The following is a 24,921-nucleotide window of genomic DNA, read 5'->3' as shown; positions in this document are numbered from 1 at the left end:
ATACATGAAAGCCCTGCTCGATTTATTCAAGCAAGTACAGCAAAACGAGAGCTTTGACGCGATCAAGATCGGTCTGGCCTCGCCCGAGAAAATCCGTTCGTGGTCCTACGGCGAAGTTAAAAAGCCGGAAACCATCAACTATCGTACCTTCAAGCCAGAGCGCGATGGTCTGTTCTGCGCCAAGATCTTTGGCCCGATCAAGGACTACGAATGCCTGTGCGGCAAGTACAAGCGCCTGAAACACCGCGGCGTGATCTGCGAAAAGTGCGGCGTTGAAGTCACGCTGGCCAAAGTGCGCCGTGAGCGCATGGGCCACATTGAACTGGCTTCGCCAACCGCGCACATCTGGTTCCTGAAATCGCTGCCGTCGCGTCTGGGTATGGTCCTGGACATGACCCTGCGCGATATCGAACGCGTGCTGTACTTCGAAGCATACGTCGTGACCGATCCTGGCATGACCCCGCTGAAGAAGTGCCAGATCATGTCGGAAGACGACTACGCCGCCAAGTACGAAGAGTACGGCGACGACTTCACCGCCTACATGGGCGCGGAAGGTATCCGTGAACTGCTGCGCTCGATCGACATCCACCGCGATGCCGAAGCCCTGCGCGTGGAACTGAAGGAATCGAAGTCCGAAGCGAAGATCAAGAAGTACGCCAAGCGTCTGAAAGTGCTGGAAGCGTTCCAGCGTTCCGGCATCAAGCCGGACTGGATGATCATGGAAGTGCTGCCGGTGCTGCCGCCGGAACTGCGTCCACTGGTCCCGCTGGACGGCGGCCGCTTCGCGACCTCCGACCTGAACGACCTGTATCGCCGCGTTATTAACCGTAATAACCGTCTGAAACGCCTGATGGAGCTGCGCGCTCCAGAGATCATCACGCGTAACGAAAAGCGCATGCTGCAAGAAGCAGTGGACTCGCTGCTGGACAACGGCCGTCGCGGCAAAGCGATGACCGGCGCCAACAAGCGTCCGCTGAAATCGCTGGCAGAGATGATCAAAGGTAAGGGCGGCCGCTTCCGTCAAAACTTGCTGGGCAAGCGCGTCGACTACTCGGGCCGTTCGGTCATCGTGGTGGGTCCGCAGCTGAAACTGCACCAGTGCGGTCTGCCGAAGCTGATGGCGCTGGAACTGTTCAAACCATTCATCTTCAACAAGCTGGAACTGATGGGTCTGGCAACGACCATCAAGGCGGCGAAGAAGCTGGTGGAAGTGCAGGAACCGGTGGTGTGGGACATCCTGGAAGAAGTCATCCGCGAACACCCGATCATGCTGAACCGTGCACCAACCCTGCACCGTCTGGGTATCCAGGCGTTCGAGCCGGTGCTGATCGAAGGTAAAGCGATCCAGCTGCACCCGCTGGTCTGCGCGGCATTCAATGCTGACTTCGACGGTGACCAGATGGCGGTCCACGTACCGCTGTCGATCGAAGCGCAGATGGAAGCCCGTACGCTGATGCTGGCGTCGAACAACATCCTGTTCCCGTCGAACGGCGAACCATCGATCGTTCCTTCGCAGGATATCGTGCTGGGTCTGTACTACGCGACCCGCGAAGCGATCAACGCCAAGGGCGAAGGCATGCTGTTCCCGGACGTGTCGGAAGTGATCCGCGCGTACGACAACAAGGAAGTGGAACTGGCGACCCGCATCACGGTGCGTATCGTTGAAAATCCAAAAGATCCGGTGACCGGCGAGTTCGTGCGCACCCTGACCCGTTATGAAACCACGGTCGGCCGCGCCATCCTGTCGGAAATCCTGCCGAAAGGCTTGCCATTCAGCGTCCTGAACCGCGCGCTGAAGAAGAAGGAAATTTCCAAGCTGATCAACACGTCGTTCCGCAAGTGCGGCCTGCGCGCGACCGTGGTGTTTGCCGACCAGCTGATGCAGTCGGGCTTCCGCCTGGCAACCCGCGCCGGTATCTCGATTTGCGTCGATGACATGCTGGTGCCGGAAGTCAAGAAGACCATGATTTCCACCGCCGAATCCGAAGTCAAACAGATCGAACAGCAATACGCTTCCGGTCTGGTGACGGCGGGCGAGCGTTACAACAAAGTGGTCGACATCTGGGGCAAGACTTCCGACGAAGTCGGCAAGGCCATGATGGAACACTTGAAAGTGGAAACCGTCACCAAGCGCGACGGCACCCAGACCACCCAGGAATCGTTCAACGCGATTTACATGATGGCTGACTCGGGCGCCCGTGGTTCGGCGGCACAGATTCGCCAGCTGGCGGGTATGCGTGGTCTGATGGCGAAACCGGACGGTTCGATTATCGAAACGCCGATTACCGCGAACTTCCGCGAAGGCCTGAACGTTTTGCAGTACTTCATCTCGACCCACGGCGCTCGTAAAGGTCTGGCGGATACGGCACTGAAGACCGCAAACTCGGGTTACCTGACCCGTCGTCTGGTGGACGTGACCCAGGATCTGGTGGTGATCGAAGACGATTGCGGCACCTCGAACGGCACGCTGATGAAGGCGATGGTCGAAGGTGGTGAAGTGATCGAGGCCCTGCGCGATCGTATTCTCGGCCGCGTGGCGGGCACCGACATCGTCAATCCTGAAACCCAGGAAACCCTGTACGAAGCCGGCTCGCTGCTGGACGAAGACATGGTCGAAGAAATCGAACGCGTGGGTATCGACGAAGTCAAAGTCCGTACCCCGCTGACTTGCGACACGCGCTTCGGCCTGTGCGCCAAGTGCTATGGCCGCGACCTGGGCCGTGGCATGCTGGTCAACTCCGGCGAAGCCGTCGGTGTGGTGGCGGCACAGTCGATTGGTGAGCCGGGTACCCAGCTGACCATGCGTACCTTCCACATCGGTGGTGCGGCATCGCGTGCGGCAGTGGCGTCGTCGGTTGAAGCCAAGTCGAACGGTATCATCCGCTTCACCTCGACCATGCGTTACGTCACCAACGGCAAGGGCGCGCAAATCGTCATTTCCCGTTCCGGTGAAGTGCTGATTACCGACGACCACGGCCGTGAGCGCGAGCGCCACAAGGTGCCGTACGGCGCGACCCTGATCGTCAAGGATGGCATGACGGTGAAAGCCGGTATCGCCTTGGCGACCTGGGATCCGCTGACCCGTCCGATCATTACCGAGTACGCCGGTACGGTGCGCTTCGAGAACGTCGAAGAAGGCGTGACCGTGGCCCGTCAGGTGGACGATGTGACCGGTCTGTCGACCCTGGTGGTGATCGATGCGAAACGCCGCGGTAACCTGACCAAGACGCTGCGTCCACAGGTGAAACTGCTGAACGAAGAAGGCCATGAAGTCAAGATCGCCGGCACGGAACACGCCGTGGCGATCGGCTTCCAGGTTGGCGCACTGATCATGGTGAAAGACGGCCAGCAAGTGTCCGTGGGTGAGGTTCTGGCGCGTATCCCGACCGAATCGCAGAAAACCCGTGACATTACCGGTGGTCTGCCACGTGTGGCGGAACTGTTCGAAGCCCGTTCGCCGAAAGACGCGGGCATGCTGGCGGAAGTCACCGGTACGGTTGCGTTTGGTAAAGAAACCAAGGGCAAGCAGCGTCTGGAAATCACCGACATGGACGGCAACAAGCACGAGTTCCTGATTACCAAGGACAAGCAAGTGCTGGTGCACGACGGCCAGGTGGTGAACAAGGGCGAGATGATCGTGGACGGCCCGGCCGATCCACAAGACATCCTGCGCCTGCTGGGTATCGAAGCGCTGGCGCGTTACATCGTTGACGAAGTGCAGGACGTGTACCGTCTGCAGGGCGTGAAGATTAACGACAAGCACATCGAGGTGATCGTTCGCCAGATGCTGCGCCGTGTTCAGATCGTCAACGCCGGCGATACCGACTACATCGTCGGCGAGCAGGTGGAGCGTTCGGAACTGCTGGACGAGAACGACAAGGTCAACGCGCTGAACAAGATCCCGGCGACGTACGAAAACGTGCTGCTGGGTATTACCAAGGCATCGCTGTCGACCGACTCGTTCATCTCGGCCGCATCGTTCCAGGAAACCACCCGCGTGCTGACCGAAGCGGCGATCATGGGCAAGCGCGACGGTCTGCGCGGCCTGAAAGAAAACGTGATCGTTGGCCGTCTGATTCCAGGCGGTACCGGTCTGGCCTTCCACCGCGCCCGCCGCGAGAAGGAAGTGTGGGAAGCCGAAGAGCGCAAAGCGCTGCTGGAAGCCGAAAAAGCTGCCGCCATCGCCACCGCTCAGGAAGAACTGTCGGAACACGCAGCCCAGCATCCGGACGGCGACGCGCAATAATCCGCGCCTTGTCTGCCAGCTAACGCTGTGACATAAAAGCCACCTTCGGGTGGCTTTTTTTATGCTTACCTGTGTTGCCGGTGGGGAATGTGTGAGACTCTATGGTGGTCATTTCACATTTGCAGCCATGATCGACAGCGCCGAACAATTACTGCGTTGGTTCCGCCAGAGCGGTGTCGAGGTACTGCACGCTTGCATCGGCCCGTTGCCGGCGTCCGGCGCGGCCCTGGGCCGCTGGATCAGCGACGGGCCGGCCGATACGATCCGCTCGGTCGGCCCACATCCGGGCAGTTACCGCCTGGCCCTGATGATGGAACCGCTCGACGCCCGCATTTGGCACGGCAACACGCCGGTGTGGGGCGGCACCATTCCCGCCAGCCGGTTCCGCCTGTGCCCGCCGGGCGAGCAGGGGCACTGGAGCCAGCTGAGCGGCTGCGATATTGTCAATGTGTTCATTCCGATCGACCTGGTGGACCGGCTGGCCGTGCGGCGTGGCGATGAAACCGGGGCGGTGCTGGCGGCTAACAAGTTTGTCTCGGACCGCACCGTGCTGGATATGGTGCGCCGCATGCTCGACGCCCGCGCGCTGGCCGGGCCGCTGGCGCCGGACCTGTGCGATCACACGGTGATGGCCCTGGTGTGCTACCTGCTGGAACATTATTCAAAGCCGGACCAGGCGCTCGATGGCGGCCTGTCCGGGGCCCGCCTGCGGCGCGTGCTGCGCCATATCGCCGAGCATGGCGACGCGCCTCCCTCGAACGGCGAACTGGCCGCCCTGTGCGGCATGAGCGCCGCCCACTTTTCCCGTGAATTCCACCGTGCGGTCGGCGTACCGCCGCACCGTTACATCCTGGAGCGCCGCCTCGAGCAAGCGGCCGGCGCGCTGATTAACGGCGATGCGCGCATCACCGACATCGCGCAGGATGTGGGATTCCAGAGCTCCAGTCATTTCACGCGCGCGTTCAGCGCGCAATACGGGATGTCGCCGGTGGCGTGGCGGGCCAGCCGCAAGGATAGCGGGACCTAGAACCCGTATCTATAGCTTCCGCCGGGGCGGAAGCCACCATGCATGGCGGCAAGCCCGCGGCTTACCACCCTACGGAATTAACGTGCTGTCCATCACAACGCCGCGGCCCGTGTGGCGGACCTTGGCCATTCCGCCACACGCATCAATGTTCCCAGCAGTTTTGTGCTATTCCCGCACGATCCGGCAAGCCCGCCTCGGCCGATAACTCTACAGTCTCTGAACCACTACAAAAAAGGAGACAATCATGCCCTACCTTCGCCGTTCCGCCGCCCTGCTTGCCTTGCTGGCCAGCCAGGCCGCCTACGCTGACAACATTTCGCTGCGAATGAATTTCACGGAAGGCCGTACCGGCACCGTATTCACGCCCATCCATGCCGAAGTCGGCAAGTTTGCCGTCACGCCGGACGTGCGCAAGGACGCCGAAGGCGGCCAGTGGCGGGTGGTGGCCAAGGATGCCGCCGGCAAGATCCTGCACGAAGTCACTGTCAATAACAGCCAGCAGCATCGCATCGAAGTATTCAACCGCGAGACCGGCGCCATCGAAACGTCGCAGAACGTGAAACGCCCATCGGGCGTGTTCGAAGTATCGTTGCCGTTTGATAAAAACACGGTCAATATCGAAGTGTTGCCTGTCGCCAGCCACGGTGCAAACGCCAAGGCAGGCGGCGCTCCCACGCCGCTGGCCGCCTATGGCCGCGCCGCGCTGGAAAGTTTGGTGACCACCACCACGTCCGGCAAAAGGCACAAGGCTGGCGCTCCCGGGGCCGCCACCAGCACCACCATCCTCAACAACGGCCCGTCCGGCATCAAGATGGATTACGTGTTTGTCGGCGACGGCTACACGGCGGCGGAAATGGGGAAGTGGCAGACCGATGCGCAGAAAGTCATCAACGGCTTCCTGGCTGACCCGTTGTTTGCCGCCAACCGGAGTTCGATGAATATCCGCCGCGTGGACGTGGCCAGTAACCAGTCTGGCGCCGATGAAATCGACAAGGGGATCTATAAAGATACCGCGATGGATGGCGAGTTCGGCTGCTTCGCCACCGAGCGCCTGCTGTGCGTGAATTCCGCCAAGGTCTACAACATTGTCGGTTCCGTGCTGCAGCCTGACCAGCGCGACGTCATCATCGTGGTGTCCAACTCGACCCGTTACGGCGGCTCCGGCGCTGAAATCGCCACCGTGTCGATGGCGGACCAGTCGATTGAAATCGCGCTGCATGAAATCGGCCACACGGCCTTTGCCCTGGCCGATGAATATGAAACCGGCACCTGCAACACCACGGCGGAACCGACCGAAGTCAACGTCTCGCGGGTCAACACGCGCTCGGTCAAATGGGGCAGCCAGATCCACGCCAACACCCCGGTGCCAACCCAGCCCGGCATGTATGCCAACGGCACGGTCGGCGTGTTCCAGGGCGGTCAATATTGCACGGCAGGCAAGTACCGTCCGACGGAAAACTCGCGCATGCGCACCCTCGGCTATCCATGGCACGCCGTCAATGAAGGCGCGGTGCGCAATGTGTTTGCCAAATACACGGGTGTCACCCAGACTGGCTCGCTGGCCTCCGGCGGCAGCGCCAATGCGCCGAGCGCCGCACCGGGCTACGTCTCGGCGGCGGCCGGCACCTTCACCGCGCAATTGAGCGGTCCGGCAGGGGCGGATTTCGACTTGTTCCTGTATAAATATTCCGGCAGCGCATGGGTCAAAGTCGCGAGCAGCGAAGGGTCGACCTCGAGCGAAACGATTACGTACAACGGCACGGCGGGTTATTACTATGCGCAAGTGAAGTCGTATTCCGGCAGTGGTTCCTATACGCTGGTCTATAACTTCCCGAAATAAGCGCGGCAAGACAGGCGGGGCGGGTGTTGTAGTGTGGTAATATTTTCATTTTTGACAATGCCCATGCCCGCCCGCCTGTTCCTTACATTGTTACTGCTGTCCGGCGCCGCCACGGCGGAAACGCCGCGGTTTTCCTCGGCTTCGTCGGTGGCCAGCCAAACCCCGTGTTACGCAGCACAGGCACAACCCGTCATCATGCCGGCCCGGCCGACGGAGAGCAGTGATGCCGCCACCATGGCGCATTACCAGAACTGGGTCGATTACAAGGATTCACTGCGGCCGCTGGACGACAAGCTGGAATGCCTCGCCTTCACCTATCGAGTCGACGGGCTGACGGTCGATGGCCATGTGGTCCAGCCCCGGCGCGCCGCCGGGAATAAATTGCCGGTGCTGGTTTATAACCGGGGCGGCAATATCCGGGATACGCCCTTATCTGCGCAGGAATTGGTCCGCAACCAGATGCAATGGGCGGCGCAGGGCTACATCGTGATTTCCAGCCAATACCGGGGCCGCGGGCATGATGAGTTCGGCGGGCGTGATGTGAATGATGTCCTGGCGTTAATTCCGATTATTGATGGCATGCCGGACGCCGATGCCACCAGGATCGGTATGCTTGGCATCAGCCGCGGCAGCATCATGACGTATTTGTCGGCAGCGCGCAGCAAGCGGATTAAAGCCATTGCGATTTGGGGCGGCGTTTCGGATCTGTTGACCGAGGTACCGCGTCGGCCGGAAATGGAGCGGCTAATGGCACGCATGATTCCTGAATATGCGACCCACCGCGATCAGGCTTTAAAAGATCGTTCGGTTTTATATTGGATGGAACGGCTTGATCCCGGCTTGCCGGTCTTGCTATTACACGGCGATGCGGATGTCCAAGTCTCGGTGGTAAATGCCACTGCCATGGCGGAAAAGCTGAAAGAGAGGGGGCAGCCCTATAAGCTGGTGATCTATCCTAATGGCGATCATTCCTTGCTCAAATATCGGAAAGAAGTGCTGGGCGAATTGATGGGTTGGTTTAATCGGCAGTTATGAAGCCCGCGCAGAAAATGAAATGGCCACTCGATAAAGAGTGGCCATTTGCGAAGTACCTGCCCGGTCCCGCTCTGCAACTCCGGCGCACCTGTACTCCACGTCTTCACTATAGCACGCGCCGCCAAAAAAACGAGCAAAAAAACGCATTTGTGTAAAGTAATTTCATGTTCCTGATGGAATGTCGATTAAGGCTATTCTAATCAGTTTGCAATAGATTGGAACTATTATCAGGCAAAGCGCCAAGGTGCCACATGAAGTTTTCAATTCAAGATATAGCCATCCTCGTTGTTTGCTTTGCCATTCCTGCAGTGTTCCTTTTGCTGATCCATGTATTGAATGCCGCTTACTTTATTTCGTTGAGAAATAGTAATGATGGCCAGATCTGGTTTGTCCTGATCCTGGGCGAGCTATTCTTTTTGATTTCCCGCTTTATCCGCAAGCAGTAAGCACCGGCGGCTGGTTGGCGTGCCCACCGATGCCATGCCGACTGGCAACTGTCGCAACGGCGCGTCAGGTGCCCCATGGTGCCGCTCGATGTAATGGCGAAAGTGCATGCGGCCTGTGCCAGAAGCTGGCGCATACGTGCTAAGATTTGGCCCATGATCGCCCAAGCCCTCTTTACACCCGCCCAGCAAAAGCTGCTGGGGTTGATGTTCGTCCGCGTCAACGACGGTTTTCACTTGAACGAAATCATGCGTCTCACGGGGCTAGGCAGTGCATCAGCGCAACGTGAATTGCGCCGCCTCCATGATTCCGGGCTGATCGTCTCCGAGCGTATTGGTAATGTGCGCCGTTTCCGTCCGAATAAAGACAGCCTGGTCTATGAGGAATTATCCAGCCTGGTGCGAAAAACCTTTGGCCTGGTCAGTGTGTTGAATTCCGCGCTGTCGCCATTGGGCGATGTCTTGAATGTGGCGTTTGTCTATGGCGCCAGCGCCATGGAACAGGAAGCCACGGAAGGCAAGATTGAATTGCTGCTGATTGGCGATAACACCAGTTACGGTGAATTGCTGTCGCGTCTTCCCGTTGCAGAGCGCATCTTGCGCCGTAAAATTAATCCCAATCTGTATTCATTGCCGGACTTCCGCCGCCGCTTACGCGAGCAGCAGCAATTCCTGGTGCAAGTATTACGCGAGCCCAAAGTATTTGTATGGGGCGATGAAACGGATTTGAATTATGCAAGCCGCATCGAGGAAAATTGACGAGAGTTGAGGAGCGTGAATATGTCAGTGCAGGCGGAGCGGTTTCATACTTTTAAAGATTTTTATCCGTTTTATTTGCAAGAGCATGCCAATGTCACGTGCCGCCGGCTGCATTTTGCTGGTTCCACCTTGGTTTTATTTATCCTGATCACCGCCTTGCTGCGCGGTCAATATGCCTTGTTATGGCTGATGCCGCTCGCTGGTTATGGCTTTGCCTGGGTCGGTCATTTTTTCTTCGAACATAATCGCCCCGCCACCTTTAAATACCCGTTGTATAGTTTTATTGGCGATTGGATCATGTATAAAGATATGTGGACCGGGCGCATCCGATGGTAATTGGCAACAAAATTACTTTCCTCTTGACACCGATTTGGCAGTCGCCGATGCTTTCCCTGCTGCATTTGCAATGATGGACTCCGCCCGGGAGGGTCTTTGAAACCCCTGTTCTACCCCGCAATCAACCTGATGAGCAGGCTGCGCTATGCGCATAAATTTTTCCTGCTGGGGGTACTTGCGTTAAGCGCGATCCTGGTCTTGCTGGTGCAATTGTTTGGGGCGATGGACCAGGTGATCGAGCCGACGCGCAATGAATTGCGCGGGGTGGAAGCGCTGGTACGGCTGAACCGGGCGATCCAGCTGGTCCAGCATGACCGCGGCTTGTCCGCCGGATTGCTTGGTGGAAATCCCACCTTCGGTCCCAAGCAGCGCGCCAAGGCGGCGGAAGTGGACCTGGCGTTTGGCCAGTTGGCCGAAGCCATCCCTCCGGTCGTGGCCGCGTCGCAGCGCTGGCGCGAAGTCACATCCGACTGGCGCGCGCTGCGCCAGTTCGGCCTGGAGTGGACCCAAAAAATCAATACGCTGCGCCATGAGCAATTGATTGCCAAAATGCTGACCCTGGGCACCGACATTGCCGATGGCAGTTCGCTGACCCTGGACCCGGAAATTTCGTCGTATTACCTGATTGATACGCTGGTCAAATTGCCATTCTTTACTGAACGGCTGGGCCAGTTGCGCGCGGCCGGCGCGGCCATGGTGGCGCGCGGGACGGTGACGGATGCGGAAAAGCTGGAAATGGCCGGTTTGCTTGGCCATATGCGTATCGCGCGCGACTTGCAGACGGCGAACCTGGAAAAAGTCACCGCCTACAACCCCACCTTGCGCGCGCTTATCGCCGGCCTGGACCAGCGCGTCGAGTCGGGCATCCGCACCACGATTTCCATTGTGCAAGAAGACATCATCGGCGCCCGGTTGGGCATGAGCACGGCGGCGTATATCGACCATTTCACGGTCTTGATCGACCAGTTTTACACCGGCGGCGAAGAAGTCCTGGCGCCGGCCTTGCGCACGGCGCTCAATCAGCGCATTGCGCAAGCCCGGGAGCGGCTGCTGTGGGCCGGTGGCCTGACCTTGCTCGCTTGCCTGCTGTTTGCGTATTTCACCGTCGGTGCGTACCTGTCCCTGACCGAGCAGATCCAGCATGTGCTGGCCACCTTGCGCAACCTGGGTGACGATTGCCGGGAACGGGCCGAGATGGTGGAGGCGATTGCCGCCGGGGACTTGAGCCGCGACGTGAGCGAGCCGCCGCCGCTCGACCTGGGCAAGTTTTCCGGGCTGCGCGATGAAATCGGCGCGCTGGGGCAGGCCATGGCCGGCATGAGCGATGCGCAACTGTCGCTGGGCCGGGGCTTTGCCCGCATGACGCGCACCCTGCGCACGCACCGCGAGGACGAGCGGCGCCAGGATTGGTCCAAGAGCGGCATCAATGCGCTCAATATGCAATTGCGGGGCGACCGCGAACTCGATCAGTTGACCGGCGCGGTGATCCGCTTCATGGCCGAACATGTGGGCGGCACGGTCGGCGCGCTGTATTTGTTCGATCCCGAGCGGCAAGTGCTGGAACTGGCGGCGGCCTATGCCATGACCCCGGCGCAGCCACCGCGCACCACAGTGGCGCTGGGGGAGGGCTGGGCCGGCATGGCGGCCGTCGAACGCCGCACGGCGGTGCTGACGCAAGTCCCGGCGTCGTACCTGGACGTGGCGTCCGCGCTGGGCAGCACGGCGCCCGCGGCCGTGGTGGCGGTGCCGCTGGTGCATGACGGCAGCCTGATGGGCTTGATTGAGCTGGGCACCCTGGGCGAACTGGACGACATTAAAACCGGCTGGCTGCAACAGGCGGCGGAAGCGGTGGCGGTGGCGGTCGGGGTGGAACAGGCGCGCCGCCGCGTGGCCACCCTGCTGGAGCAAACCCAGGTGCAGACCGAAGAATTGATGGTGCAGCAGGAAGAGTTGCAGCAATCGAATGAAGAATTGGAAGAGCGCGCGCAATTGCTGGAACAGCAGCGTGAAGTGATCCGGCAAAAGAGCGCTGAAAGCGAACAGGTCAGCCGGGAATTGCGCCGCAAGGCCGACGAGCTGGAACGCACCAGCGCGTACAAGTCCGAATTCCTGGCCAATATGTCGCACGAGCTGCGCACCCCGCTGAACAGCATGCTGATCCTGTCGAGCTTGCTGAAGCAAAACAAGGAAGGCAAGCTCAGCGACAAGCAAGTCGAGTATGCCGCCACCATCAACAGTGCCGGCAAGGATTTGCTGAACCTGATCAACGATATTCTCGACTTGTCGAAGATCGAAGCGGGCCGCGTGGAATTGCAGGTGGAATCCGTGGCGGTCACCGACATTGCCGCGCAACTGCGCGAATTGTTCTTGCCGCAGGCGGAACACCAGGGCCTGGCGTTTGCCATCGATGTGGCGGCGGGCGTGGCCCCGGCCATCAAGGCCGACCCGCAGCGCCTGCAGCAAGTGTTGAAAAACCTGCTCGCCAACGCCATCAAATTTACTTCGCAGGGCCGGGTCGGCTTGTCGATCCGCTCTGCCGTCGCCGGCGAACATGGCTTGCCGGATGCCGCCATCGCGTTTGCCGTCAGCGATACCGGGGTCGGCATCGCACCGGACCAGCACGAGCGCATCTTCCACGCGTTCCAGCAAGCCGATGGCTCCACCAGCCGCAAATTTGGCGGCACCGGGCTGGGGCTGTCGATTTCGCGCCAGCTGGCGCGCCGCATGGGCGGTGAAATCGCGCTGTCGAGCGCACCGGGCGCTGGCAGTATCTTCACGCTGTTCCTGCCGCTCGATGGCAGTGCCGCCGCCAGCATGCCTGCCGGTGTCCCCATGATGCCGGCGGCGCCGCTGGCGATCGCCGGGCCATCGGCGCCGCTTGGCCCGGCCGTACCGGCCGCCAGCCCGGCCATGCCGCCATTACGGCCCCCCGCCGCACCGGCCGCCTACACGGCCATGCCGGCGCCGCCGCCGGCGCGCCTGCCGGAATTCCCCGCCGCCGCCGCGGGCGCCGCGCGGCCCGCGCCGTTTGCGCCGCTGGCCGCGGCGCCGGAAGGACAGGCGGCCGGCGCCATGGAAGATGACCGCTGCAGCGTGCTGCCGGAAACCCGCTGCATCCTGATCGTCGAGGATGACCTGGCGTTTGCCGGCATCTTGCGCGACACCGTGCGCGAACACGGCTTCCAGGCGATTGTGGCCTGCGATGGCGAAGAAGGCCTGGCGCTGGCCGAGCGCTTCCGCCCCAATGCGATCTTGCTCGATGTGATGCTGCCCCATATCGATGGCTGGGGCGTGATGCGCAGCATTAAGGACAACCCCGCCACGCGCCATATCCCGGTGCATTTCATCACCTGCCTGGAAGACCGCCAGAAGGCGATGGGCCTGGGGGCGATCGGCTTTATCACCAAGCCGGTCAGCTCGGAACAGCTGGACCAGGTGCTCGATTCGATTGGCGCCGTCATCGACCGCAAGGACAAGCGCTTGCTGGTGGTGGAAGACGATGAAACCGAAGCCATGAGTGTGGCGGCATTGCTGGCCACCGATGGTCTCGATATCACGATTGCGCATTCCGGCAGCGCGGCGCTGGCCTTGCTGGGGCAGCGCTATTACGACTGCATGGTGCTGGACCTGGGACTGTCCGACATGTCCGGCTTTGAATTGCTGGACCAGTTGCAGGCGAGCCAGTGCGCGCCGCAAATGCCGGTGATCGTGCATTCCGGCCGCAGCCTGTCGGAAATCGATGAAGCGCGCCTGCGCCGCTACACCGACAGTATTATCGTCAAAGGCGCCAAGAGCCCCGAGCGGCTGGTGGGCGAGGTCAGCCTGTTCCTGCACCTGGTGGAAAGTTCGCTGCCGCAAGACCAGCAAAAAATGATCCGCCGCGCGCTCGACAAGGAAGCCATGTTCGAGCGGCGCAAGGTGCTGCTGGTCGATGACGATATCCGTAATATCTTTTCGCTGTCGTCGGTGCTGGCCGAGAAAGGCATGCAGATCGTCGAAGCGGGCAATGGCATCGAAGCGCTGGAGCGGTTGCAGGAACACCCGGACATCGACATCGTGCTGATGGATATCATGATGCCGGAAATGGATGGCTTTGAAGCGATGCGCCGCATGCGCCGCGATGCGCGCTGGGTGCGCCTGCCGGTGATTGCGCTGACCGCCAAGGCCATGCTGGGCGACCAGAAGCAGTGCCTTGACGCGGGCGCCAGCGATTACCTGACCAAGCCGGTCGACCTCGACAAGCTGTTCTCGTTAATGCGTGTATGGCTATATCAGGCGGGGGAGGTGGCGTGAACGAACAGCAGATCGCCGCACTGGAAATTGATCTGCTGGTGTCCGCCATCCGCCAGGCGCATGGTTATGACTTTTCGGAGTATGCGCAAGCGTCGCTGGCGCGCCGCCTGGGCGCGTGGCTGGCCAAGTCCGGCTATGACAGTTATGGCGCCGCGATGTCCGCCGTGCTGCGCGATGCGGTGCTGTGCCGTTCGCTGGTGGAAGATGTGACGGTCAATGTGTCGGACATGTTCCGCGATCCGGTCTTTTTCCGCACCCTGCGGACCGAAGTGGTGCCGCACCTGCGCACCTATCCGCACGCGAAAATCTGGGTGGCCGGCTGCGCCGGCGGGGAAGAAGTGCTGTCGCTGGCGATCATCTTGCGCGAAGAAGGCGTGGGCGACAAATGCCGTATTTACGCGACGGATTTGAACCAGGCGGTGCTGGAGCGGGCGCGCCAGGGCATGTTCGACTTGCGCGAAATGCAGCGCTATACCCGCAATTACCAGCAGTCGGGCGGCACCGCCGCCTTTTCCGATTACTATGTGGCGCGCTACGGCCGCGCGCTGTTCGACGCGGACTTGCTGCGCAACGTGGTGTTTGCCGCGCACAACCTGGCCACCGATGCCGACTTCAGCGAAATGCAATTGATACTGTGCCGAAACGTGATGATTTACTTTAAGCCGTCGCTGAAGGAACGCTTGCTGTCGCTGTTCGATGGCTGCCTGACGCCGGGCGGTTTCCTGTGCCTGGGCGCCAAGGAATCGCTGGACCAGCGCGGCATTTCCCCGCACTACCGCGAGGTGGCGCCGCACACGCGCATTTACCGCAAGGAGTATATGAGGGCGGCGCGGCCGGGAGCCGCATCATGACGGGGGCCGGCAATCATGTTCCCGCCAGCCATGCCCCGGCCAGGCAGACGCGGCCCAGACTGCGCTACCGCGCGGTGGCGATCGGTGTCTCCACCGGCGGTGTGGAAGCCCTGAAGCGCGTACTGCCCGTACTGCCGGCCGGATTCCCGCTGCCGGTGCTGGTGGTGATCCATATCGCTGTGGCCAGTGGCGACGGGCTGGCGCGCCTGCTCGACGCGGCGTCGCAGATGCGTGTCAAGGAAGCGGACGAGGGGGAATTGCTGGAAGCCGGCGCCGCCTACCTGGCGCCGCCCGGCTACCATTTGCTGGTGGAGCTCGATGGCAGGATGGCGCTCACGCTCGATCCGCCGGTGAGCTTTGCGCGGCCGTCGGCCGATGTCTTGTTCGAGTCGGCGGCGGCCTGCTATGGCGCGGGCCTGATCGGCGTGGTGCTGACCGGCGCCGGTTCCGACGGCGCCAATGGCCTGGCCCATATCGGTGCGGCAGGCGGCTACACCATCGTGCAAGATCCGGACAGCGCCGTGATGGATTCGATGCCGCGCGCCGCGCTGGCGCGGTGCGTCCCGGACCGGGTGGCGGCGCTCGATGAGATCCCCGCGCTGCTGCGGCAGCTGGCGGCCGAGGTGCTGCCATGAGCCGCGTCCGACACATGCCGCCACGTGGCAGGATGGGAGCCTTGCCATGAACCGCACCCACCCGTTCCCGGTCTTGCTGGTCGATGACAACGATGACAATCTGCTCGCACTGTCCGGCCTGCTGGAAGGCATCGGCAACCTGGAAGTCGTCACCGTCACCAGCGGCGAAGAAGCGCTGCGCCAGTTGCTGCGGCGCGAATTCGGCCTGGTGCTGATGGATGTGCAAATGCCCGGCATGGATGGCTATGAAACCGCCACCCTGATGCGGGCCAATCCCAAGACCCGCCATGTGCCGATCGTGTTCGTGACGGCGGAAATGGATGGCGCCCAGTTTGCCTTCCGCGGCTATGAAAGCGGCGCCGTGGATTACCTGGTCAAGCCGATCGAAGCGGTGGTGTTGCATGCCAAGGTCAATGTGTTCGCCACCCTGTTCCGGCAGCGCCTCGCCATCGTGGAATTCGAGCGCTATGTGCACCAGGTGGAAAACGTGCTGGCGGCGCGGCGTATCGGCCCGGAAGGCCAGCAGCTGCGCTTGCTGATCGTCGATGACCAGCCGGCCAACTTGCTGGCGCTGGAAGGCATGCTGGGCGACTTGCCCGATGTGCTGCTGGTGCGCGCCAATTCCGGGCCGGAAGCGCTGCGCGCCGTGCTGCGCGCCGATTACGCGGCGGTGCTGCTCGATGTGCAGATGCCGGGCATGGACGGCTTTGAAACCGCTGAACTGATCCGCGCCAATCCCAAGACCGCGACCCTGCCCATCATCTTTGTCACGGCCGGCATGAAGGGGCGCGACGCCCAATTCAAGGGCTATGAACTGGGCGCGGTGGATTACCTGATCAAGCCGCTGGAACCGGCGATCCTGATGTCCAAGGTGCGGGTGTTCTGCGACTTGTACCGGCAGCGCGTCGCGCTCGAGCAGCAAAGCTCGCACCTGGAAGTCCTGGTGGCCGAACGCACCGAAGCGCTGCGCCGCAGCGCCGATGAATTGTCGGAGAGCCGCGAACGCTACCGGCGCCTGCTGGGCGCCGTCACGCACCAGCTGTTTTCGCTGCGCCGGGCCAATGGCGCGCTGCGCTCGTATGGCCACGGTTCCGGCTGCGAAGCGGTGACCGGTTATCCGCCGCAAGCGTTTGAAAACGACCAGACCCTGTGGCTGACCATCGTGCCGGAAGCGGACCGCGCGCAAGTGGCGGCGCGCGCGGCGGCGGCGCTGGACAACAATGCCATCAGCCAGCTGGAACACCGCATCCGCTGCGCCGACGGCTTGCCGCGCTGGGTGCGTTCCACCTTTGTGCGGGCCGGCACGGACGATGCGCCGGCCTGCGATGTGCTGATCGAAGATATCGACCAGCGCCGCCGGATCGAAGAAGACCGCGCGCGCCTGGTGGACCAGCTGGCGCTGGCCACGCGCGCCGCGCGCCTGGGGATCTGGGACTGGAACCTGGCCACCGATGAACTGGTGTGGGATGAGCGCATGTACCAGATGGTGGGCGTGACGCCGGGCGACATCGGCGACGCACATCACACCTGGCTGGCCACCGTGCATCCGGACGACCGCGCCCTGTGCGAGCGCGCCAAGCTGTTTGCGCTGGAAAAGGACCTGCCGTACGACATTGAATTCCGCGTGTGCTGCCCGGATGGCACGCTGCGCTACATCAAGGCCGACGGCCAGGTGCTGCGCAATGCGCAGGGCCAGCCGATGCGCATGACCGGCATCCATTACGACATCACGGAACGCAAACACGCGGAAGAAGAAATGCGGCGCCACCGCGACCACTTGCTGGAACTGGTCGATGAGCGCACGGCGAGCCTGCTGGCCGCGACGAAAGCCGCGGAAACCGCGAACCGCGTGAAATCCGAATTCCTGGCCAAGATGAGCCATGAATTACGCACCCCGCTCAATGCGGTGATCGGGTTTTCACAGCTGATGGCGCGCACGCAATCGCTGTCGCCGGACCAGCAGCGCAACCTGGAAATCATCCACCGCTCCGGCCAGCACTTGCTGACCCTGATTAACGACGTGCTGGCGCTGTCGAAGATCGAGGCGGGCGGCACCCGGCTGGATCCGGTCGATACCGACCTGGCGCGGCTGCTGGACGAAGTGGCGGAAATGCTGCGCATCCGCGCTCAGGCGGCGGGGCTGGAACTGTTGCTGGAACTGGACGGCGTGCTGGAAGACAGCCGGCTCGCGGTGCGGGTCGATTCCGTCAAGCTGCGCCAGGTGCTGATCAACCTGCTGGGCAATGCGCTGAAATTCACCCAGCAGGGCAGCGTGCAGTTGCGGGTGCAGGCGGAAGTGCACAATGGCCAGGCCCGGGTCGGGTTCACCATCCGCGACACCGGCGTCGGCATGTCGCCGCTGGATTTGCAGCGCATCTTTGAACCGTTTGTCCAGGTGGGAACCCATACCGGGGAAGGCGGCACCGGCCTGGGGCTGGCGATTTCGCGCCAGTATGTGGAATTGCTGGGCGGTGAACTGGAAGTCGAGTCGGAACTGGGGCGCGGCTCGATGTTCCGCTTTGCACTGACCTTGCCGGTGGCGGCCAATGCACCGGCGGCGCCGCTGATGCTGGGCCAGGTGCTGGGCCTGGACCAGGCGCAGCGCGGCAAGCGCGTGCTGGTGGCGGACGATGACCGTGAATCGCAAATGCTGCTGGGGGAATTGCTGGAGCCGCTGGGCTTTGTGGTGGCTTATGCGGGCGACGGCATCGAAGTCTTGTCGCGCATGAACAGTTTCACGCCGCACCTGGTGCTGATGGACTGGCGCATGCCGCAGCTGGACGGGCTGGCGACGATCCGGCGCATCCGCAGCCAGGCCGATGGTCCGCAGCCGCGCATCATCATGTGCACGGCCAGCGCGTTTGAAGAGCAGTGCACGGTGGCGCTCGATGCGGGCGCCGACGCCTTCCTGCGCAAGCCGCTGAACGTCAATGAGCTGTATGCGCACATCGAGAATCAACTGGGATTGCATTTCCAGCGCGCGCCCGCGCCGGCGCAGGCCGCCAGCGGCATCGCGGCCAACAGCGTGGCCGAAGTGCTGAAGGAAGAACTGGCGGGCTTGCCGGAAGAGATCCGCGTGGCGCTGAAGGAAGGCGCGCTGGCGCTGGACCAGCACCGCCTGGCGGGGGCGCTGGCCGCGATCGAAGGACCGCATCCGGACCTGGCGGCGCGGTTGCGGCATATGACGGCCGCGTTCAGGTACCGGGAGTTGTGGGCGCTGCTGGCGTAACCCGGCCCCTCAAGTTACTCCCTGACGCGACATGATTCCGTAGGGCGGTTTGCGCGCAGCGCAAGCCGCCATGCATGCGCCGCGTTGACGCCGGCATGGCGGCTTCGGCCAAGGCCGCAACCGCCCTGCGTTGACGCTGCGTTACCTGCTCGCCGCAATCCATGCGTTGACTTTGGCTTCCAGCAGCGACAGCGGCACGGTGCCATCGCCCAGCACCACCTCATGGAACTTCGGCAGGCTGAATTTGTCGCCCAGCGCCTTTTTCGCCCGCTCGCGCAATTCGACGATTTTCAGGGAGCCGATCTTGTAGCCCAGCGCCTGGCCCGGCCACGCCATGTAGCGTTCGGTCTGGTTTTTCGCCACGTCTTCATCGCCCAGCGTTTCATACATGTACGCGATGGTTTTTTCGCGGCTCCAGCCTTTCGCGTGCAGGCCGGTGTCGACCACCAGGCGCACCGCGCGCAGCAGTTCGTCATTGAGGTGGCCGAAGTATTGCGCCGGATCGTCGAACAGGCCCATGTCCTTGCCCAGCGTTTCCGCATACAGCGCCCAGCCTTCGGTGAAGGCATTGTTGCCGCCGAATTTGCGGAACTTCGGCTGGTCCATTTCCTGCGTCAGCGCGATGTGGAAATGGTGGCCCGGTTTGCCTTCGTGCAGGAACAGCGTGTTCATGCCGGTGCTGTTGTACTTGGCCGGGTCATTGACGACCGACCAGAACACGCCCGGGCGGGAACCATCGGCGGCCGGCGCCGTGTAGTGGTCGGAGGCGGTGGCGCGCGACAGTTCCGGTTCCAGGCGCAAGTCCAGTTTGGCCTTCGGCATCAGCGTGAACATTTGCGGCAGCTTGGTGTCGAGCAGCGTATTGAGCTGGCGGTAGACGGCCTGCACTTCATCTTCCGTCTTGAACGGATAGAACTTGGCTTGCTTGCCAACCCACACCGGCAAGCCGGAGGCGGGACCGTTGTAGCCGAGCTTGGGGCCCAGCACGGCAAACTGCCGCTGGATGCGGGCGACTTCCTTCAGGCCGATGGCGTGGATCTGTTCCGGGGTCATGGCGGTGGTGGTCGATTCCGCCACGTTGGCCAGGTACCATGCGCGGCCGTTTGGCAGCGCGTTCCAGCCGGACGTGTCGCGGCAGGCCGGCAGGTATTCGTTCTCCAGGAACGTTGCCAGGCGCGCCAGGGCCGGATTCAGGCCGTTGGCTATGGTGTCGCGATAGGCGGCGGTCAGGCGCTGCTTGTCGGCGTCACTGAAGGCGGCCGGCAGTTTGGTGACCGGAGTGTAGTAAATGCTGCTGGACGCATCGGCCGCCACCAGTTTCTTGTATTGCGGCAGCGCCGCCACCATCAGGGCTTTTGGCAGCACGATTTTCCTCGCCATGCCGGTGCGCATATTGGCGATGGCCTGGTCGATCCATGCCGGCGTCTTCGCCAGGCGGGACAGGTAGGCTTCATATTCCTTGACGGTGCCGATTGGCTGCGACGCTTCGCCGCCCGCGAAATTGGCCAAGGTGACCGGGATGCTGTCCATCTGGTTCAGCGGCAGCAAATGGTCCGGGAACTGCTCGGATTCAACCAACGATTTCAGCTCGAACGCCAGCACGTCATAGTTGATGCGGTCGCTGCGATTCAACTGCGCCCGGGCGATGGCTTGCAGGCGTTTCTGGAAGCCGCGGTACAGCGCGAACTGTTTGGCGCGTTCGGCCGGCGCGATATCCATGGTCAGCTGGTCATCGAAACGGTTGTCGCCATTTTGCGTGGCGCCGACCGGATCGAAGCGCGCCAGGGCGTCATAGTATTCATCGGCCAGCGCCAGCAATTGCTGCTGCACCTGGGGCGCGCTGGCGGCCGGCGCGATTTCGACTTTATGGGTGGCGGATGGCGTGGCCTGGATGGCAGGCGTCCAGGCCAGCGCAACGGCGGTAGCCAGCGCGGCCAGGGTCAAGCGATGTTTCATGTGCGGTTCCTGGGTAAGGGTGAAGCTGCAAGGATACCCAGATGGGGTCAGGCGTGCAATCGTGCATTTCCCCCGTGGGGTCAGGCGTGCATTCGTGCACTCCTGCCTTGCCAATTCAGGCGTACGCCCCGCCAGTGCGGCCGCGCCAGGTGCATGTCATGCCATCGCCGCATGCCGGCCAACGCGATGCCAGGTAATGCTGGACTGGCGCTTTCCAGCATCCATCAGGGGCCGCGCGGCATGCCAATGCACGAATGCACGCCTGACCCCACCAGAACAACGCATCAATGCACGCCTGACCCCATGGGGGGGCCGTCGGCGAGGCGGCTTTCGTAGAGGGCGGCGACGACGTCGGATTGGGTGACGATGCCGGCGAAGCGGGCTTCGTGGTCGACCACGGGGATGTGGTGGTGGCCGGAGTCGGCCATCAGCGCGACCAGTTCCACCACCGGGGTATCGAGTTGCGCCACCACCGGGTTGCCGTGCATGATCTGGCCCACCACTTCGGCTTTTTCCGTGTGCGTGACGCCGCTCTTGCGCAGGAAGCCGCGCAGCCGCGTGCGCACGCCGGCATAGTCATCGAGTCCGCTGCGGTCGAGGAAATCGCCTTGTGTCACGATGCCGATCACGCGCCGTGCGCGGTTCAGCACCGGCAGCGCCGCCACGTGGCGGCCGCGCATGTCGCGCCAGGCGGATTCCAGCGCGGTGCCGAATTCCGCCGTCGCCACATCCTTCGACATGATGTCGGCGCAGCGGATCACGCCGAAGCGGCGTTTATAGGCCTGCAATTCGGTGCGCAGGAAGATTTCCTCGAGGTCGTCGCGCGACACGTCCAGCACCTGGTTGTACTGCTTGAGCACCGTGTCCAGGTCTTCCGGATGAAAGCCCAGGCGCATGGTCGGCACCGGGTCCCGGGTCGCATGGGGATTCGGATGCGGCGCCTGCTGCGTGTGCGGATAGCGCCGCCCCGTCAGATTGTTGTAGGCCATGGCCGCCAGCACCATCAGGACGGAATTGAGCAGCAGCGGCCCCAGTGCGAAGCCGATCCCGGCCGCCTGCATTGCCGGGCCGCCCATCGCCACCGACAGCGCCATGCCGCCGCCCGGCGGATGCAGGCAGCGCAGGGCAAACATGGCGGCGATCGCCAGCGCCACCGCCAGCGCAGCCACCGCCACGCTGGTCCCCAGCCAGCGGATGCACAGCGCCGCCACCAGCGCCGACACCACATTGCCGCCCACCACCGGCCACGGTTGCGCCAGCGGGCTGGCGGGCAGGCAAAACAGCAGGATCGCGGACGCACCGATGCCGCCCACCAGGAAGAGATGGGCCGGTCCATGCGCCAGCAGGAATTGCGACAGCAGCCCGGTCAGCAGCAGCCCGATAAAGGCGCCGCCGGCCGCGCGGGCGCGTTCACGGAATGAGGTGTGGCTTTGAGCGGGGAGGAGCGATTGCAGGAAATTCATTGCGGTTACGTGGGCGTGCCATGCGCGACCAGGTGCAGCGGCAGCGCCGTGGTGTATTTGATTTGTTCCATGGAGAACGCCGATGATACCCCGGACAGCTGCGCCACCTTGATCAGTTTTTTGTAAAAGCGGTCGTACCCTTCGATATCGGTGGTGACAACTTTTAACAGATAGTCGATATCGCCGCTCATGCGGTGGAATTCCTGGACTTCCGGCAGCGCCTCCACCGCCTGCGCAAAGCGTTCCAGCCACTTGTCGTCGTGCTGGCTGGTGCGCACGCTGACGAACACCGTCACCGGCAAGCCCGTCTTGCGGCGGTTGATGATGGCCACGCGGCGCTCCAGGTAGCCGTCATCCTGCAGCCGTTTCAAGCGCTTCCAGCACGGTGTGCTGGACAAGCCGACCTTTTGCGCCAGTTCCGCCACCGACAGCGTGCCGTCGACCTGCAGCGCGCCGAGGATGGCGTAATCGTAGTGGTCCAGTGTATTCATTCTATTAATTCGAAAAAAAGAGCATGGTTATGCTCATTGTAGTGGGTTTTGCAGTGAAGTTTGGAATATATGGTTTCGTCCGCCTGCGTAAACTGTTGAGTACCTGCCTTTGACAAATATCAACATCATGACGTCTGAAATTTACCTCGACGGAAACGCCACCAGCCCGGTCTTGCCGGCCGCCATCGACGCCGCCGTGCACGCGATGCGCATTTGCTACGGTAATCCCAGCAGCGCCCACACTGCGGGCCTGCAGGCGCGCGCCTTGCTGGACGGCGCGCGGGCGCGGGCGCAGCGCGTGATCGGCGCCGGTAACGGGCGCGTGATGTTCAACAGCGGCGCCACCGAAGGTATCCAGACCGCCGTGCTGTCGGCCCTGTGCGCCCTGCGTGCGCGGCGCGACGCCGGGGAGCCGATCGGCGCCTTGCTGGTGTACGGCGCGACCGAACACAAGGCGGTGCCGCAAAGTCTGGCGCACTGGAATACCGTGCTGGGCCTGAACCTGGAACTGGCGGCGCTGCCGGTCGATGGCGACGGCTTGCACGACCTCGACGCGCTGCGCCGCCAGGCGCCGCAGGCGGCCATGGTGTGCACCATGGCGGCCAATAACGAAACCGGCGTGCTGTCCGATATCGCCGGCATCGAAGCGGTGTTGACCGATACCGGGTGCGCCGCGTACTGGATGGTCGATTGCGTGCAGGCGCTGGGCAAGTTCCGGCTGCAGCTGGCCCGCAGCCGCATCGACTACGCGCCGTTTTCCGGCCATAAACTGTATGCGCCGAAAGGCATCGGCCTGCTGTATGTGCGCGAGGGCGCGCCGTTTACGCCACTGATCGTCGGCGGCGGGCAGGAAAGCGCGCAGCGCTCCGGCACGGAAAACATGGCCGGCATTGCCGCGCTGGACGCGGTGCTGGCGGCATTGGAGCAGGGCGGCGTGTTCCGCACCCACGACCAGCTGTGCGACTTCCGGGAACGCCTGGCGGCCAGCCTGCGCAGCGCCTTGCCCGGCATCGTCTTCAACGCGCCGCTGGAGCACGCGTTGCCGACCACCCTGAATTTTTCCGTCCCGGGGCTGACCAGCCGCGAATTGATGGACGTGTTCGATGCGGCCGGGGTGCGTGTCAGTTCCGGCAGCGCCTGCTCGTCGGCCAAGGCCGCGCCCAGCTATGTGCTGGAAGCCATGGGCATTCCCGCCTGGCGCAGCGCCAGTGCGATCCGCATGTCGTTTGGCCCGTTGACGGACGACGCCACCATCACGCAGGCCTGTGCCCGGATCGAGCGCTGTGGCGCCATCCTGTGCGCCGGCGGCCTGGATGCCGGCAGTCCGTGCGTGGGCAGCGATGCCGGCGCGCCATCGGTACTGCAACTGGGCAGCGGCGCCGAGTGCAGCTGGCTGGTGCTCGATGGCGCCAGTGGCGGCTGTGTCGTGATCGATCCGCGTCCCGAGCATGAAGAACGGATTGCCGCGCAGGCCGGCGGCCGCCGCGTGCTGGCGGTGTTGTCCACCCAGGCCCACCATGCGGCGCAAGCCGGCGTGTCGCCGGAACAGTGGCGCGCGATGGCGCAGCGCCTTGGCGCACCCCTCACCGGCGCCGACAGCCACGGCTGGCCGCAGGATCGGGATGCGCTGGTGCTGGGTAGCCAGCGCCTGCAGCGCGCCGATTGTGGCGGTGGCCGGCAAGCCTATTTGTTGGGCGCCGATAGCGGCGGCGCACTGCCGCGCGCAGCGGTGAGCCACGCCTTTATCGGCCACGCGGCGCCGCAGCAACTGGCCGCCTTCGTGCATGACGACACCTTGCTGTGCGCCGCGCGCGACGAACACCAGCCGGTCTGCGGCAGCCTGCGCGCCACGCGCCAGCAGCCGGGCGATACCGGCAGCGGCATGCATCTCGACAACACCGCGCTGCGCGCATTACTGGCGCTGCATCCGAATGCGCTGGTGGTGGACGTGCGCGACAGCGGCGAACACGCGGCCAGTGGCATCGGCGCGCCGCAGGCGGGCCCGGAAGGGCGCACGGTGCTGAACGTGCCGTTGAACCGCCTGACCAGCCAGATCGGCGCCTGGCTGCGGAGTGGAGCGCCGCTGGTGTTCTGTTGCCGCAGCGGCGCCCGCAGCGCCAAGGCCGCCGCCTGCCTGCGCCGCCTGGGCCACCCGCAGGCGTACGACCTGGCCGGCGGCATGGCGCTAACCATGTGGCCGGACCTCCCCCACGCCGCCTGATGTCACCTCTGGGGTCAGACCCCGTTTATGACAAAAGTGGACATTTTTTCAGGCCAAGATGTCCACTTTTGTCACATTTGGGGTCAGACCCCAGAG

General features: G+C 62.9%; 15 protein-coding genes. 12 read left to right on the top strand and 3 right to left on the bottom strand.

All coding sequences use genetic code 11. The features are described 5' to 3' along the window. Positions 1 to 4 precede the first annotated feature (4 nt). The 11 genes from rpoC to AC1RRC_RS31745 all read left to right on the top strand — a co-directional run bounded on the left by rpoC (position 5) and on the right by AC1RRC_RS31745 (position 18,694). A complete protein-coding gene (gene rpoC, locus AC1RRC_RS31795; protein ID WP_493059838.1) occupies positions 5 to 4,246 on the top strand; it encodes a DNA-directed RNA polymerase subunit beta' in 4,242 nt (1,413 codons plus the stop codon). Between the two features lie 127 nt (positions 4,247 to 4,373). After that, complete coding sequence (locus tag AC1RRC_RS31790) at positions 4,374 to 5,273, top strand: helix-turn-helix domain-containing protein (RefSeq protein ID WP_493059837.1); 900 nt, start codon at positions 4,374 to 4,376, stop codon at positions 5,271 to 5,273. 244 nt (positions 5,274 to 5,517) lie between these two features. After that, the gene (locus tag AC1RRC_RS31785; RefSeq protein WP_493059836.1) at positions 5,518 to 7,113 is read left to right on the top strand and encodes a M64 family metallopeptidase; all 1,596 of its coding nucleotides are present in this window, start codon (positions 5,518 to 5,520) and stop codon (positions 7,111 to 7,113) included. A gap of 63 nt (positions 7,114 to 7,176) precedes the next feature. After that, a complete protein-coding gene (locus AC1RRC_RS31780) occupies positions 7,177 to 8,148 on the top strand; it encodes an alpha/beta hydrolase family protein (protein ID WP_493059835.1) in 972 nt (323 codons plus the stop codon). 251 nt (positions 8,149 to 8,399) lie between these two features. Continuing rightward, on the top strand, positions 8,400 to 8,594 hold the full coding sequence (locus tag AC1RRC_RS31775) for a hypothetical protein (protein WP_493059834.1): 195 nt from the start codon (positions 8,400 to 8,402) through the stop codon (positions 8,592 to 8,594). Positions 8,595 to 8,669: 75 nt separating this feature from the next. After that, on the top strand, positions 8,670 to 9,350 hold the full coding sequence (locus AC1RRC_RS31770) for an ArsR family transcriptional regulator (RefSeq protein ID WP_493059833.1): 681 nt from the start codon (positions 8,670 to 8,672) through the stop codon (positions 9,348 to 9,350). Positions 9,351 to 9,371: 21 nt separating this feature from the next. Beyond that, positions 9,372 to 9,686: an Mpo1-like protein gene (locus AC1RRC_RS31765; protein ID WP_493059832.1), complete on the top strand. Its 315-nt coding sequence runs from the start codon at positions 9,372 to 9,374 to the stop codon at positions 9,684 to 9,686. Between the two features lie 96 nt (positions 9,687 to 9,782). Then, entirely contained in the window at positions 9,783 to 13,979 is a 4,197-nt protein-coding gene (locus tag AC1RRC_RS31760; RefSeq protein ID WP_493059830.1) for a response regulator, read from the top strand. Further along, positions 13,976 to 14,830, top strand: coding sequence for a CheR family methyltransferase (locus AC1RRC_RS31755; protein ID WP_493059829.1), 855 nt, complete (start codon positions 13,976 to 13,978; stop codon positions 14,828 to 14,830). Before AC1RRC_RS31760 ends, AC1RRC_RS31755 begins: the two co-directional genes overlap by 4 nt. Then, positions 14,827 to 15,465, top strand: a complete 639-nt coding sequence (locus tag AC1RRC_RS31750; RefSeq protein WP_493059828.1) for a chemotaxis protein CheB — start codon at positions 14,827 to 14,829, stop codon at positions 15,463 to 15,465. The genes AC1RRC_RS31755 and AC1RRC_RS31750 overlap by 4 nt, the downstream gene beginning before the upstream one ends. A 46-nt stretch (positions 15,466 to 15,511) precedes the next feature. Continuing rightward, on the top strand, positions 15,512 to 18,694 hold the full coding sequence (locus AC1RRC_RS31745) for a response regulator (protein WP_493059827.1): 3,183 nt from the start codon (positions 15,512 to 15,514) through the stop codon (positions 18,692 to 18,694). 141 nt (positions 18,695 to 18,835) lie between these two features. Here the strand turns inward: AC1RRC_RS31745 and AC1RRC_RS31740 are convergent, their stop codons facing one another. From AC1RRC_RS31740 to AC1RRC_RS31730, 3 genes are all read right to left on the bottom strand, one after another. Further along, positions 18,836 to 20,650 carry a DUF885 domain-containing protein gene (locus AC1RRC_RS31740; RefSeq protein ID WP_493059825.1) on the bottom strand — a complete coding sequence of 605 codons (1,815 nt, stop codon included), beginning with the start codon at positions 20,648 to 20,650 and terminating at the stop codon, positions 18,836 to 18,838. 284 nt (positions 20,651 to 20,934) lie between these two features. Further along, the gene (locus tag AC1RRC_RS31735) at positions 20,935 to 22,113 is read right to left on the bottom strand and encodes an HPP family protein (protein ID WP_493059824.1); all 1,179 of its coding nucleotides are present in this window, start codon (positions 22,111 to 22,113) and stop codon (positions 20,935 to 20,937) included. A gap of 5 nt (positions 22,114 to 22,118) precedes the next feature. Then, positions 22,119 to 22,604 (bottom strand): Lrp/AsnC family transcriptional regulator, encoded by a 486-nt coding sequence (locus AC1RRC_RS31730; protein ID WP_493059823.1) that lies wholly within the window; start codon positions 22,602 to 22,604, stop codon positions 22,119 to 22,121. 127 nt (positions 22,605 to 22,731) lie between these two features. Here AC1RRC_RS31730 and AC1RRC_RS31725 point away from each other — a divergent pair, with 127 nt between their 5' ends. Further along, complete coding sequence (locus AC1RRC_RS31725) at positions 22,732 to 24,825, top strand: aminotransferase class V-fold PLP-dependent enzyme (RefSeq protein ID WP_493059821.1); 2,094 nt, start codon at positions 22,732 to 22,734, stop codon at positions 24,823 to 24,825. Positions 24,826 to 24,921: the final 96 nt, after the last annotated feature.

The sequence above is a fragment of the Pseudoduganella sp. GW821-FHT12E03 genome (assembly GCF_058807115.1).
This window is presented reverse-complemented; position numbering and strand designations above follow the sequence as displayed.

Bases quoted from the DNA above. Each gene is read 5' to 3' on its own strand.
- rpoC (WP_493059838.1), top strand. From the start codon at position 5: ATGAAAGCCCTGCTCGATTTATTCAAGCAAGTACAGCAAAACGAGAGC.
- AC1RRC_RS31790 (WP_493059837.1), top strand. From the start codon at position 4,374: ATGATCGACAGCGCCGAACAATTACTGCGTTGGTTCCGCCAGAGCGGT.
- AC1RRC_RS31785 (WP_493059836.1), top strand. From the start codon at position 5,518: ATGCCCTACCTTCGCCGTTCCGCCGCCCTGCTTGCCTTGCTGGCCAGC.
- AC1RRC_RS31780 (WP_493059835.1), top strand. From the start codon at position 7,177: ATGCCCGCCCGCCTGTTCCTTACATTGTTACTGCTGTCCGGCGCCGCC.
- AC1RRC_RS31775 (WP_493059834.1), top strand. From the start codon at position 8,400: ATGAAGTTTTCAATTCAAGATATAGCCATCCTCGTTGTTTGCTTTGCC.
- AC1RRC_RS31770 (WP_493059833.1), top strand. From the start codon at position 8,670: ATGGTGCCGCTCGATGTAATGGCGAAAGTGCATGCGGCCTGTGCCAGA.
- AC1RRC_RS31765 (WP_493059832.1), top strand. From the start codon at position 9,372: ATGTCAGTGCAGGCGGAGCGGTTTCATACTTTTAAAGATTTTTATCCG.
- AC1RRC_RS31750 (WP_493059828.1), top strand. From the start codon at position 14,827: ATGACGGGGGCCGGCAATCATGTTCCCGCCAGCCATGCCCCGGCCAGG.
- AC1RRC_RS31745 (WP_493059827.1), top strand. From the start codon at position 15,512: ATGAACCGCACCCACCCGTTCCCGGTCTTGCTGGTCGATGACAACGAT.
- AC1RRC_RS31740 (WP_493059825.1), bottom strand. From the start codon at position 20,650: ATGAAACATCGCTTGACCCTGGCCGCGCTGGCTACCGCCGTTGCGCTG.
- AC1RRC_RS31735 (WP_493059824.1), bottom strand. From the start codon at position 22,113: ATGAATTTCCTGCAATCGCTCCTCCCCGCTCAAAGCCACACCTCATTC.
- AC1RRC_RS31730 (WP_493059823.1), bottom strand. From the start codon at position 22,604: ATGAATACACTGGACCACTACGATTACGCCATCCTCGGCGCGCTGCAG.
- AC1RRC_RS31725 (WP_493059821.1), top strand. From the start codon at position 22,732: ATGACGTCTGAAATTTACCTCGACGGAAACGCCACCAGCCCGGTCTTG.